Raw genomic sequence first — 12214 nt, 5'->3', positions numbered from 1 at the left:
GGGCCTCCTCCGTTCCGGTCCTCCTCCGTTCCGGTCCTCCTCCGTTCCGGGCCTCCTCCGTTCCGGCGCCTCCTTCGTTCCGGTCGCACTTTATGTCGCATTGACGCCGCAATTCCGACATAAAGTGCGACCGGAGTCAGCCGTCAGCCGTCAGCCGTCAGCCGTCAGCCGTCGAGCACCGAACCGAGGATGCCGGCGGCCTCGGCGAAGCGCGCGGGGTCGGCGTTCGCGTAGTTGAGCCGCACATACGCGCCGGAGGGTTCGGCGGGGAACCACTCGGATCCCGGGGAGATGATCACGCCCCGCACCTCGCAGTCGCGGACGACCTGCATGACATCCGTCCCCTCGGGCAGCCGCACCCACAGGTTCAGGCCACCCGCCGGAACGCTCTCGACCTGCGCAGACGGAGCGTGCTCGGCCAGGCTCGAGACCAGCAGGTCGCGGCGCGCGCGCAGGTGCTCGCGGAACCCGCGCAGGTGCGTGCGCCAGCCCGGCTGCGTGACCACGTCGAGCACGGCGGCCTGCAGCAGCCCGCTCACGTACATGGACTCGGCCGCGCGGTCGGCCAGGATCCGCTCCCGCGCCGGCCCCCGCGCGATCACGGCCGCGACGCGCAGTGCGGGGGAGGCGCTCTTGGTGAGTGAGCGCAGGTACACGACATGACCGTCGTCGTCGGATGCGGCGACCGGGCGCGGCTCGGCATCGATCCCCAGGTCGTGCGCCCAGTCGTCCTCGATCAGGAACGCGCCATGTCGGCGGACGGTGTCGAGCACGGCCTCCCCGGTCGCGATCGGCCACTGCGCGCCGGTCGGGTTGGCGAACGTCGGCTGCGCGTAGAAGGCGCGAGCGCCGGTCTGCGCGAACGCCCGCTCCACGTCATCCGGATCGGGTCCTTGCGGCCCGGAGGGGATCGGCACCAGCACGACACCCGCCTGCGCGGCGGCGAGCAGCGCACCCCAGTAGGTGGGTGACTCGACGAGCAGCGGCTGCCCCGGGCCCACGACCGCACGGAAGATCGAGCTCAGCCCGCTCTGACTGCCCGAGATGATGAGGGCGTCGCGCGCCGACGCGGGCGTGACCCCGGCGGGCGCGGTGGAGGCCAGCTCTCCGGCGAACCACGCCTGCAGCTCGGGAAGACCGGCCGCGGGCGAGCGGGTCAGCGCCGCATCGGTGCGCGCGGCCCGCACGAGCGACTGTCGCACCAGCCGCTCCGGCAGCAGTTCGACCGCGGGGTAGCCGGAGTGGAGTCCGATCGCATCGGGGGAGACCGTGCGCTGCGTGGACGACAGGCCCACGAGTCCCGCCGGGGCCGTGCCGAGCGCGGCGGTCTGCCAGCCGTAGTCGGCCGGTCGCGCGGTGCGGAGTGCGCGGACGAAGGTTCCGGCCCCCGGACGCGACTCCACCAGCCCGAGCCGGACGAGCTGCTGCATCGCCTTCTGCACGGTCACCGGGCTCGCCCCGTACTCGGCCATCAGCGCACGGTTCGACGGCACCCGCGCGCCCGGGGAGGCGGAGGTGATCCATGCACGGACACCGGCGACGATCCGGTCACTGCTATCCTGACTCATGAAAGTAGAGAGTAGCGTTATCGCTCCGCGATCGACAGTGCTATCGACGCGCGCCGGCCTCTGGTGGGGGCTTCTCGGCGTCGTCGCCTTCTCGTTCACCCTCCCGTTCACGCGGATCGCCATCGACGGCCTCTCGCCGTTGTTCATCGGCGCGGGGCGCGCGGTCGTCGCGGCCCTCCTCGCGGGCATCGCCCTGACCGCGACACGGCAGCGCATCCCGACCAGGGCGCAGTGGGGGCGACTGGCCGTCGTCGCCGGCGGTGTCGTGGCCGGATTCCCGCTGCTCACCTCGTTCGCGATGACCACGACCCCGGCCAGTCACGGCGCCGTCGTGGTCGGACTGCTCCCCGCCGCGACCGCCGTCGCCGTGGTGCTCCGAACCGGCGAGCGCCCGAACCGCTCCTTCTGGGTCTTCGCGATCCTCGGCGCGGTCGCCGCCGTCGTGTTCGCGGCTCTGCAGAACGGCGGACTCGGCTCCCTCACCACTGCCGACCTGCTGCTGTTCGGGGCCGTCCTCGCCGCGGCGATCGGCTACGCGGAGGGGGGTCTGCTCGCCCGCGAACTCGGCTCCTGGCAGACCGTGTCGTGGGCGCTCGTCGTCGCCGCTCCCCTCATGGCCGTGCTCACCGTGGTGTCGGCGATCCAGCAGCCACCAGCGGCGAACCCCGCGCAGTGGCTCGCCTTCGCCTACCTCGCCGCGGTGAGCATGTTCCTGGGATTCTTCGCCTGGTACCGCGGGCTCGCGATCGGACCGATGGCGCAGGTGAGCCAGATCCAGCTCGTCCAGCCCGTGATGAGCATCGCGTGGGCCGCCCTCCTGCTCCGCGAGCCGATCGGCTGGGCCACCGCCGTCGGCGGATTCGCCGTGATCCTCTGCGCCGCACTCGCCGTGCGCACCCGCCTGAAAGACCGCCCCCGAGCCGACCGACCGCCCCGAGAAGAGGAGTCCTGATGCGCCACACCCCCCGCTACCTGATGACCGACCCCGCCGAGGTCAAGCGCCTCATCCGCGGCAACCCCTGGGCGACCTTCGTCTCTCCGGCGAGCACCGGACTCGTCGCTTCGCACTACCCCGCCCTGCTGATCGAGGACGAGGACGACATCGTGATCGCCAGCCACTTCGGTCGGCCCGACGATCAGCTCCACGAACTCGGTCGGCACGAAGTGCTCGTGATCATCCAGGGGCCGCACGACTACGTCTCCCCGAGCCTGTATGCGCCGGGCGATCTGGTGCCGACGTGGAACCACGTGACCGCGCACCTCTACGGCACCCCCGAGATCCTCGGCGAGGAGGAGAACTACGCCATGCTCACGCGGTTGACCGACCACTTCGAGGACGGGCGCGAGCACGGCCGGCATCTGTCGGAGGACGAGCCGGGCACCCGCCGAGCGGCGAAGGGGACGGTCGGCCTGCGGATGCGCGTCACCCGGTTCGACGCGCGCGCCAAGCTCAGCCAGAACAAGCCGCCGGAGGTGCGCGAGAACATCACCGCGCGGTTCGCCGAGACGAACAGCGCGCTCGCGGCGGAGATGCGTCGGGTCTGACCCCTGCCGACACCTTCCCGTCGCACTTTCTGTCGCGCCCGCCGCGGGAAAGCGACAGAAAGTGCGACGAGAAGGAAACAGGGACCCGGATGCCGTGAGCAACCCGCATGCATCCGCACCGGGGGCGTAGGGGAAGCGTGAGGATCGACGGATCCACCCGCGCGCGGGGGTTGGATCGGATCCGTGCTCGACATCATCTACATCGCGCTGACTCTCGCGCTGTTCGCCCTCGTCTCCCTGGTCGCCAAGGCGGTGGACCGCGCATGATCGTCTTCGAGATCATCGCGGCCGTCCTCGCCGTCGCCGCCGTCGTCTACCTCGTGGTCGCCCTCGTCGCTCCGGAGCGGTTCTGATGGACGCGGCCCTCTGGTTCGGCATCCTGCAGCTCACGGCCGTCGTGGTCGTGCTCGTCCTCCTCTACCGCCCCCTCGGCGACTACATCGCCCGGGTGTACACCTCGGCGAAGGACCTGCGCGTCGAGCGCGGCGTCTACCGGCTGATCGGCGTCGACTCCTCCTCCGAGCAGACCTGGCGCGCCTATGCCCGCAGCGTCCTCGCGTTCTCCGTCGTCGGGCTGCTGCTCGTCTACGGGCTGCAGCGTCTGCAGGCGTTCCTGCCGCAGTCGCTCGGTCTCCCGGCCGTGCCCGAGGGACTGGCCTTCAACACGGCGGCATCCTTCGTCGCGAACACCAACTGGCAGTCGTACTCGCCCGAGCAGACCATGGGCTACACCGTGCAGCTCGCGGGCCTCACGGTGCAGAACTTCGTGTCGGCCGCGGTCGGCCTCGCCATCGCGATCGCCCTGATCCGCGGCCTCGCGCGCCGGGGCTCGGCGACCATCGGGAACTTCTGGGTCGACCTCATCCGCGGCCTCGGCCGCATCCTCCTCCCGATCGCCGTGATCGGCGCGGTGGCGCTGCTCGCGGGCGGCGTGATCCAGAACTTCGCGGGCTTCACCGACGTCACCACGGTGTCGGGCGGAACCCAGACCATCCCGGGCGGCCCCGTCGCTTCACAGGAGGCGATCAAGCTCCTCGGCACGAACGGCGGCGGCTTCTTCAACGCCAACTCCGCGCACCCGTTCGAGAACCCGACCGGCTTCACGAACCTGCTGCAGGTGCTGCTGATCCTCGTGATCCCGTTCTCCCTCCCCCGCACTTTCGGACGCATGGTCGGCGACCACCGTCAGGGCTACGCGATCGCCGCTGTCATGGCCACGATCTTCCTGATCTCGACGTTCGCGCTCTCGGCACTCGAACTCGCCGGACGCGGCAGCGCGCCCGAACTCGCCGGAGCCGCGATGGAGGGCAAGGAGGTGCGGTTCGGCATCCTCGGATCCACGCTGTTCGGCAGCGCCAGCACCCTCACCTCGACCGGCGCCGTCAACTCGATGCACGACTCGTACACCGCACTCGGCGGCATGATGCCGATGCTGAACATGATGCTCGGCGAGGTCGCCCCCGGCGGCGTCGGCTCGGGCCTCTACGGCATGCTCGTGCTCGCGATCATCGCCGTGTTCGTCGGCGGACTCCTGGTCGGCCGCACCCCCGAGTACCTCGGCAAGCGGATCGGTCCGCGGGAGATCAAGCTCGCCAGCCTGTACATCCTCGTCGTCCCGGCGCTCGTCCTCGGCGGCACGGCCCTGAGCTTCGCGATCCCCGGCATCCGGGAGGACGTGGAGTCCACCAGCATCCTGAACCCGGGCGTGCACGGCATGAGCGAGGTGCTCTACGCGTTCACCTCGGCCGCGAACAACAACGGCTCTGCCTTCGCCGGACTCACCGCGAACACCCCGTGGTTCAACACCGCGCTCGGCATCGCGATGCTGCTCGGGCGATTCCTGCCCATCGTGCTCGTCCTGGCCCTCGCCGGATCGTTCGCGGCGCAGGAACGGGTCCCCGCCACCTCGGGCACCCTGCCCACCCACCGGCCGCAGTTCGTCGGCCTCCTCCTCACCGTGACGGTCGTCGTGACCGCCCTCACCTACTTCCCCGTGCTCGCGCTGGGACCCCTCGCCGAAGGACTCGTCTGACCATGACCCTCATCACCACCCCTTCCGAATCACCGTCGGAACAGCAGGATGCCGGGGCATCCACCCCCGCGCAGCCGTCGCGCTCCTTCGGCTGGTCGCAGCTCGTGGCGGCCCTGCCCGGCGCCCTGCGCAAGCTGAACCCCGCAGCCCTCGTCCGCAACCCCGTGATGCTCTTGGTGTGGGTCGGCGCCGCGTTCGCGACCGTGCTCGCGATCGCCGAACCGTTCCTCGGCGGCCCCGCCGACTCGGGCGGCACCCCTGTGCCCGCGCCGTTCACCTGGGGCATCGCGGTGTGGCTCTGGCTCACCGTGCTGTTCGCGAACGTCGCCGAGTCGGTCGCCGAGGGCCGCGGCAAGGCCCAGGCGGCGAGCCTGCGCAAGACCCGCACCAGCACGATGGCCCGTCGAGTGGTCGGGTACGACCATGCTTCGGATGCCGCCGCCGAGCGCGCCGAGACGCTCGAGGTCTCCTCCGCCGAGCTGCAGCGCGACGACGTCGTGGTCGTGACCGCCGGTGAGCTGATCCCCGGTGACGGCGACATCATCGCGGGCATCGCGACCGTCGACGAGTCGGCCATCACGGGCGAGAGCGCCCCGGTGATCCGCGAGTCGGGCGGCGACCGCAGCGCCGTCACCGGCGGTACCCGGGTGCTGTCGGACCGGATCGTGGTGCGCATCACCTCGAAGCCGGGCGAGACTTTCGTCGACCGGATGATCGCCCTGGTCGAAGGTGCCAGCCGCCAGCGCACCCCGAACGAGATCGCCCTGAACATCCTGCTCGCGAGCCTGTCGATCATCTTCGTGGTCGTGGTGCTGGCCCTCAACCCGATCGCGTCCTACGCCGCGTCGCCCGTCAGCATCCCCGTGCTCATCGCCCTGCTCGTCTGCCTGATCCCGACCACCATCGGCGCGCTGCTCTCGGCCATCGGCATCGCCGGCATGGACCGTCTCGTGCAGCGCAACGTGCTCGCCATGTCGGGGCGTGCGGTCGAGGCCGCGGGCGACGTCACGACCCTGTTGCTCGACAAGACCGGAACCATCACGTACGGCAACCGCCGCGCACACGAGGTCCTGCCGCTCCCGGGCGTCGACGCCGACGAGCTGCTGCGGGTCGCGGCGCTGTCCTCGCTCGCCGACCCCACCCCCGAGGGTGCCTCGATCGTCGAGCTCGCCGCCGACCGCGGCATCCGGGTGACCGCTCCGGAGGATGCCGTGGTCGTGCCCTTCACCGCGCAGACGCGCATGTCGGGGCTCGACCTCGCCGACGGCACGCAGATCCGCAAGGGCGCCGGCTCCGCGGTGCGGGCCTGGCTCGGGCTCGACGCCGAGGATGCGGAGCTCACCGCCCGCACGGACTCCGTCGCCGAAAGCGGCGGCACCCCGCTCGTGGTAGCCGTGCGGACACCCGCCGCGTCCGCCCCCGCATCCGCATCCGCCCCCGCCGCATCCGTCCACCTGTCGGGAGAACGGACGGATGTCGGCGGACACGCCGCGGAACGGACCGACATCCGTGCGAACTCCCGACAGGTGTCCGGCGAACCCGCCACGGAAGGCCGCATCCTCGGCGTCGTGCACCTCAAGGACATCGTCAAGGACGGGCTGCGCGAGCGGTTCGACGAGCTGCGCAGCATGGGCATCCGCACGGTGATGATCACGGGCGACAACCCGCTGACCGCCCAGGCCATCGCCGCGGAGGCCGGGGTCGACGACTTCCTCGCCGAGGCGACGCCCGAGGACAAACTGGCCCTGATCCGGCGCGAGCAGGAGGGTGGGCGTCTGGTCGCGATGACCGGCGACGGCACGAACGACGCCCCCGCCCTCGCACAGGCCGACGTCGGAGTCGCGATGAACACGGGCACCTCGGCCGCGAAGGAGGCCGGCAACATGGTCGACCTCGACTCCGACCCGACCAAGCTGATCGACATCGTGCGCATCGGCAAGCAGCTGCTGATCACCCGTGGCGCGCTCACCACGTTCTCGCTCGCGAACGACGTCGCCAAGTACTTCGCCATCATCCCGGCGATGTTCATGGGGGTCTTCCCCGGGCTCGCCGCGCTCAACATCATGCAGCTGCACTCGCCGGCATCCGCCGTGACCAGCGCGATCATCTTCAACGCGATCGTGATCGTGTTCCTGATCCCGCTGGCCCTGCGCGGAGTGAAGTACCGCCCGGCGAGCGCCTCGCAGATCCTGCAGCGCAACCTGCTGGTCTACGGCCTCGGCGGTGTGATCGCCCCGTTCATCGGCATCAAGCTCATCGACCTCGTCGTCAGCCTCATCCCGGGCTTCTGACCCGGATCGGAAAAGGAACCCACTCATGTCCTCCACTCGCACCGCCCTCCGCACCACCGGGGTCGCCGTCCGCGCGATGCTCGTCCTCACGCTGATCCTCGGCGTCGGGTACACGCTCCTCGTCACGGGCATCGGGCAGCTCGCACTCGCCGGGCAGGCGAACGGCTCCCCCCTTCCCGACGACAGGGGCAGCGCACTGATCGGTCAGTCCTTCACGGATGCCGACGGCGAGGCCCTGCCGGAGTATTTCCAGTCCCGCCCCTCCGCGGCCGGCGACGGCTACGACGGGGCGGGCTCCAGCGGCAGCAACCTCGGCCCGGAGAACCCCGACCTGGTCGCGTCCATCGCCGAGCGCAAGGCCGCGATCGCGGAGCGCGAGGGTGTGGATGCCTCCGAGGTGCCGGCCGACGCGGTCACCGCCTCGGGCTCCGGACTCGACCCGCACATCAGCGTCGCCTACGCGCTGCTCCAGGTGCCGAGAGTGGCCGAGGAACGCGGCATGCCCGAACAAGAGGTGCGCGACCTGGTGGAGTCTAGGATTCAAGGGCGGGATCTGGGATTCCTCGGCGAGGAGCGCATCAACGTCGCCGAACTCAACCTCGCGCTGGACGGCCAGGAGGGCGAATGAGCGCAGATCGGACGCAGCGCCCGGCACCGGAACACCCCCGACGCGGCCGCCTGCGCGTGCTGCTGGGCGCCGCTCCCGGTGTCGGCAAGACGTTCGAGATGCTCGCCGAGGGGCGACGCCTGCGCGAAGAGGGACACGACGTCGTCATCGCCATCGTCGAAACCCACGAGCGCGCGGCCACCCTGGCGCAGACCGTCGGACTGCCGGAGGTGCCCCGCCGCGTCGAGGATCACCGCGGCGTCACCCTGACCGAACTCGACCTCGACGCGGTGCTCGCCCGCGCCCCCGAGATCGCCCTCGTCGACGAACTCGCACACACGAACACCCCGGGCTCGCGGCATCCGAAGCGCTGGCAGGACGTGGACGACCTGCTGGCCGCCGGCATCGACGTCGTCACCACCGTCAACGTGCAGCACATCGAGTCGCTCAACGCCGTGGTCGAGAAGATCACCGGCATCGCGCAGCAGGAGACCATTCCGGATGCCGTCGTGCGGGCCGCCGACGAGATCGAGGTCGTCGACCTCGCGCCCCAGTCGCTGCGGGACCGGCTCTCCGCGGGGCTGGTGTACCCCGCCGAGCGGATCGACGCCGCACTGTCGAACTACTTCCGCCTCGGCAACCTCACCGCCCTACGCGAACTCGCCCTGCTCTGGCTGGCCGATGAGGTCGACAGCGCCCTGCGCAGCTACCGAGCCGAGCAGGGGATCGAAGGGAACTGGCAGGCCAGGGAACGGGTCGTCGTCGCCCTCACCGGCGGTCCCGAAGGCGAGACCCTGCTGCGTCGCGGTGCGCGGATCGCGGCCCGCTCGGCCGGCGGAGAACTGCTGGCGGTGCACATCTCGGCCCAGGACGGACTCCGCAACGAGACTCCGGGGGCGCTCGCCGCGCAGCGCACCCTCGTGGAATCGCTCGGCGGCAGCTACCACCAGGTCGTCGGCGACGACATCCCTGCCACCCTGGTCGAGTTCGCGCAGGGGGTGGATGCCACGCAGCTCGTCATCGGTGTCAGCCGTCGCAGTCGACTCGCCGCCGCTCTCACCGGTCCGGGCATCGGGTCGGAGGTGATCCGCCGCTCGGGTGACATCGACGTGCACATCGTCACGCACGCCGCGGCGGGAGGGCGGCTCGCCCTGCCGCGGATGACCGGCGGGGCACTGGGGTGGCGGCGGCAGCTGCTCGGATTCGCGGTCGCCCTCGTGTTCGGACCGCTGCTGTCGTGGCTGATGTTCACCTTCCGCAGCCCCGAGTCGATCACCGCCGAAGTGCTCGCGTACCAGCTGCTCGTTGTCGTGGTCGCGCTCATCGGCGGCATCCGCCCTGCGGTGTTCGCGGCGGTGCTGTCGGGGGTCACGCTCGACTTCCTCTTCGTCGCGCCGCTGTTCACCATCACGATCGCGCATCCGCTGCATGTGCTGGCCCTCGCGCTGTACGTGCTCATCGCGATCCTGGTGAGCATCATCGTCGACCAGGCCGCCCGACGCGCCCGCACCGCGCAGCGCGCCACCGCCGAGGCCGAGCTGCTCGCCGCGGTCGCCGGCAACGTGCTGCGGGGGGACAACGCCGTGCTGGCCCTGGTCAGCCGCACCAGGGAGGCGTTCGGGCTCAGCGGCGTGCGCGTGCTCTCCCCCGACGGCGAGGTGCTCGCGAGCGACGGGGAGCCGGTCGCCGACGGCCGCGCCACGAACATCCCGGTCGGCGTCCGCCCCGGGGGCGGCCCGCGCGCGGTGCTCGAGCTGAACGGCGAGCCGCTGGCGGGGCCGGAACGTCGGCTCCTCGACGCGATCGTGGCGCAGCTGTCGGCCGCGATCGAGCACACCGACCTGCGGGCGACCGCGAGCGAAGCGGAAGCGCTGGCCGAGACCGACCAGGTGCGCAGCGCGCTGCTGTCGGCGGTGAGTCATGATCTGCGGCGCCCGCTGGCCTCGGCGGTCGCCGCGATCGGCGGACTCCGCGGTGCGCACGAGCTGTCGGCATCCGATCGTCAGGAGCTGCTCGCGACCGCCGACGAGAGCCTCGCCACCCTGTCGACGCTGGTCACCGACCTGCTCGACGTCAGCCGCGTGCAGGCCGGCGTGCTCGCGGTCTCCTCGTCGCGGATGGATGCCGCCGGCACGGTGCTCGCGGCCATCGACGAGCTCGGGCTGGGCCCGGCCGACGTCGAACTCGCCCTCGACCCCGAGCTGCCGCCGGTGTTCGCCGACCCGGTGCTGCTGCAGCGGGTGCTGGTGAACGTGCTCGCCAACGCGCACCGCCACGCGCCCGAGGGCAGCCGGGTGATCGTGTCGACCAGCACCCTCGGCGATCGCGCCGAGATCCGGGTGATCGACCGCGGCGACGGTATCTCCCCCGAGCGACGGGACCGTATCTTCCAGCCGTTCCAGCGCTTCGGCGACACCGACAACACCACGGGCCTCGGTCTCGGACTCGCCCTGTCGCGCGGGTTCACCGAGGGCATGGGCGGTACCCTGACACCCGAGGACACCCCGGGCGGAGGCCTCACCATGGTCATCTCCCTGCCGCTCGGCGCAGGGCTTCCCGACACGGAGGGCACGGAGTGAAGCTCCTCATCGCCGACGACGACCCGCAGATGGTGCGGGCGCTGCGGATCACGCTCGCCGCCCATGGATACGAGGTCGTCGTGGCGGCAGACGGCGCCGCCGCGATCGCCGCCGCCGCGCAGACCCATCCCGACCTCATCATGCTCGACCTGGGGATGCCGCGTCTCGACGGCATCGAGGTCATCCAGGCCCTGCGCGGGTGGACGAACGTGCCGATCATCGTGGTCTCCGGCCGCACCGGGTCGGCCGACAAGGTCGAAGCTCTGGATGCCGGAGCGGACGACTTCGTGACGAAGCCCTTCCAGGTCGACGAACTGCTCGCGCGGCTGCGGGCGCTCTCCCGCCGCTCGATGCCGGCGAACGGGGAGTCGACCGTGGCGTTCGGCGATGTCGTGGTCGACCTCGCGACGAAGACCGTCACCCGCGCCGGGACGCGCGTGCACCTGACGCCGACCGAGTGGCGGATGCTGGAGCACCTGTCACGGCATCCGGGAGCCCTGGTCACCCGACAGGATCTGCTGAAGGAGATCTGGGGCAGCGAGCAGGTGTCCGACTCGGGCTACCTGCGGCTGTACATGTCGCAGCTGCGCAAGAAGCTCGAGCGGGAGCCGGGGGCTCCGGTGCATCTGCTCACCGAGGCGGGGATGGGCTACCGGCTCGTGCTCTGAGCCGTGCGCGCACCGCGACGCAGCACCGCCACGACACCGACGACGACGAGCAGCACGGCCACGATGATCGCGGTGATCGCCGTCGGGGTGCTCTCGGGCTCCCCGGTGAGTCGGCCGACCGCGAGCCAGGCCAGACCCCAGGCCGTCGCGAGTGCGGGGGCGATGCGGCCGGTCGCCCACGCGGCAGCGGCTCCGATCACGAGCACGACCACCAGCACGGCGATCGCCCAGGCATCCGCCGCCTGCGCCCAGCTCTCGGGCGCGATCTGCGTCAGCCAGGCGGCGGTGTTCGCGACCGTCGCGATCGTCACCCAGCCGAAGTGCAGACCGTTCGCCCCGTCTGTGAGGATGCGGTCGGCGAGGTTGCGCGCCGGGAAGCGCCCGAGCACGACGATCACCCGTGCGAGCACGGCCAGCAGCAGGGCGATCACGACGACTGTGAGCCACAGCATCAGATAGCGCGCGGTCACGAGCCAGAGCCCGTTCAGCACCATCGACGCGGCGATCCATCCGCCCACTGCCTGCTGCCGAGCATCCTGCCGCTGCGCCGGAAGCGCCTGCCACACCGTGTAGGCGATGAGTCCGAGGTAGATCAGCGACCAGATCGAGAATGCGGGGCCGGCGGGCGCGAGGTAGGAGCCCTGCGCCGAGAGCGCGCCGTCCTGCAGGTCGTCGACGGATGCTCCGCCGAAGGCGCCGGCGCCCACGGCGGCCACGATCAGCATGAACGATGCCGCCGCGATGATCAGGCTCTGCCGGCCGATGCCCTTCGTACGTGAGTCCATGGTCGCGACGCTACGGCGCGCTGAGCCGCCGCGCATCGGGGTTGACACCGGCCGAGGGGTTCGCTAACTAAGTTAGGAAAACGTCCCGACCGCCGTCCGCACGCATGCATCCGTCGGGAGAAAGCACACCTGTCGGGAG

The 12214-nt window shown here is 71.1% G+C and carries 10 protein-coding genes; 8 read left to right on the top strand and 2 right to left on the bottom strand.

All coding sequences use genetic code 11. The features are described 5' to 3' along the window. Window positions 1–164: 164 nt before the first annotated feature. On the bottom strand, window positions 165–1568 hold the full coding sequence (locus ACWGO6_RS18065) for an aminotransferase-like domain-containing protein (protein WP_452327543.1): 1404 nt from the start codon (window positions 1566–1568) through the stop codon (window positions 165–167). Between ACWGO6_RS18065 and ACWGO6_RS18060 the strand changes: the two genes are divergently transcribed. The 8 genes from ACWGO6_RS18060 to ACWGO6_RS18025 all read left to right on the top strand — a co-directional run bounded on the left by ACWGO6_RS18060 (window position 1567) and on the right by ACWGO6_RS18025 (window position 11290). Next, entirely contained in the window at window positions 1567–2520 is a 954-nt protein-coding gene (locus tag ACWGO6_RS18060; RefSeq protein ID WP_452327542.1) for a DMT family transporter, read from the top strand. The genes ACWGO6_RS18065 and ACWGO6_RS18060 overlap by 2 nt on opposite strands. Next, window positions 2520–3113 carry an FMN-binding negative transcriptional regulator gene (locus tag ACWGO6_RS18055; RefSeq protein WP_452327541.1) on the top strand — a complete coding sequence of 198 codons (594 nt, stop codon included), beginning with the start codon at window positions 2520–2522 and terminating at the stop codon, window positions 3111–3113. Before ACWGO6_RS18060 ends, ACWGO6_RS18055 begins: the two co-directional genes overlap by 1 nt. Window positions 3114–3376: 263 nt before the next feature. Next, complete coding sequence (locus ACWGO6_RS18050) at window positions 3377–3466, top strand: potassium-transporting ATPase subunit F (RefSeq protein WP_036303189.1); 90 nt, start codon at window positions 3377–3379, stop codon at window positions 3464–3466. Continuing rightward, a complete protein-coding gene (kdpA, locus tag ACWGO6_RS18045) occupies window positions 3466–5145 on the top strand; it encodes a potassium-transporting ATPase subunit KdpA (protein ID WP_452327540.1) in 1680 nt (559 codons plus the stop codon). The genes ACWGO6_RS18050 and kdpA overlap by 1 nt, the downstream gene beginning before the upstream one ends. 2 nt (window positions 5146–5147) lie before the next feature. Beyond that, window positions 5148–7436: a potassium-transporting ATPase subunit KdpB gene (gene kdpB / locus ACWGO6_RS18040; RefSeq protein ID WP_452327539.1), complete on the top strand. Its 2289-nt coding sequence runs from the start codon at window positions 5148–5150 to the stop codon at window positions 7434–7436. Between the two features lie 25 nt (window positions 7437–7461). Next, window positions 7462–8064, top strand: coding sequence for a potassium-transporting ATPase subunit KdpC (kdpC, locus tag ACWGO6_RS18035; protein WP_452327538.1), 603 nt, complete (start codon window positions 7462–7464; stop codon window positions 8062–8064). Further along, window positions 8061–10622, top strand: coding sequence for an ATP-binding protein (locus tag ACWGO6_RS18030; protein WP_136041387.1), 2562 nt, complete (start codon window positions 8061–8063; stop codon window positions 10620–10622). The genes kdpC and ACWGO6_RS18030 overlap by 4 nt, the downstream gene beginning before the upstream one ends. Next, a complete protein-coding gene (locus ACWGO6_RS18025; RefSeq protein WP_452327537.1) occupies window positions 10619–11290 on the top strand; it encodes a response regulator in 672 nt (223 codons plus the stop codon). The genes ACWGO6_RS18030 and ACWGO6_RS18025 overlap by 4 nt, the downstream gene beginning before the upstream one ends. Here the strand turns inward: ACWGO6_RS18025 and ACWGO6_RS18020 are convergent. Beyond that, entirely contained in the window at window positions 11272–12075 is an 804-nt protein-coding gene (locus tag ACWGO6_RS18020; protein ID WP_452327536.1) for a tryptophan-rich sensory protein, read from the bottom strand. The two genes, ACWGO6_RS18025 and ACWGO6_RS18020, sit on opposite strands and share 19 nt — an antisense overlap. Window positions 12076–12214 lie beyond the last annotated feature (139 nt).

Source organism: Microbacterium sp. NPDC055665, from assembly GCF_053618035.1.
Note: the sequence above shows the minus strand (reverse complement) of the source record. Positions and strands in the feature narration are given on the sequence as shown.

What these genes read in the sequence shown, in the direction of transcription:
- ACWGO6_RS18065 (WP_452327543.1), bottom strand. Translation starts at nt 1,568, where the DNA reads ATGAGTCAGGATAGCAGTGACCGGATCGTCGCCGGTGTCCGTGCATGG.
- ACWGO6_RS18055 (WP_452327541.1), top strand. Translation starts at nt 2,520, where the DNA reads ATGCGCCACACCCCCCGCTACCTGATGACCGACCCCGCCGAGGTCAAG.
- ACWGO6_RS18060 (WP_452327542.1), top strand. Translation starts at nt 1,567, where the DNA reads ATGAAAGTAGAGAGTAGCGTTATCGCTCCGCGATCGACAGTGCTATCG.
- ACWGO6_RS18020 (WP_452327536.1), bottom strand. Translation starts at nt 12,075, where the DNA reads ATGGACTCACGTACGAAGGGCATCGGCCGGCAGAGCCTGATCATCGCG.
- kdpC (WP_452327538.1), top strand. Translation starts at nt 7,462, where the DNA reads ATGTCCTCCACTCGCACCGCCCTCCGCACCACCGGGGTCGCCGTCCGC.
- ACWGO6_RS18030 (WP_136041387.1), top strand. Translation starts at nt 8,061, where the DNA reads ATGAGCGCAGATCGGACGCAGCGCCCGGCACCGGAACACCCCCGACGC.
- ACWGO6_RS18050 (WP_036303189.1), top strand. Translation starts at nt 3,377, where the DNA reads ATGATCGTCTTCGAGATCATCGCGGCCGTCCTCGCCGTCGCCGCCGTC.
- kdpA (WP_452327540.1), top strand. Translation starts at nt 3,466, where the DNA reads ATGGACGCGGCCCTCTGGTTCGGCATCCTGCAGCTCACGGCCGTCGTG.
- kdpB (WP_452327539.1), top strand. Translation starts at nt 5,148, where the DNA reads ATGACCCTCATCACCACCCCTTCCGAATCACCGTCGGAACAGCAGGAT.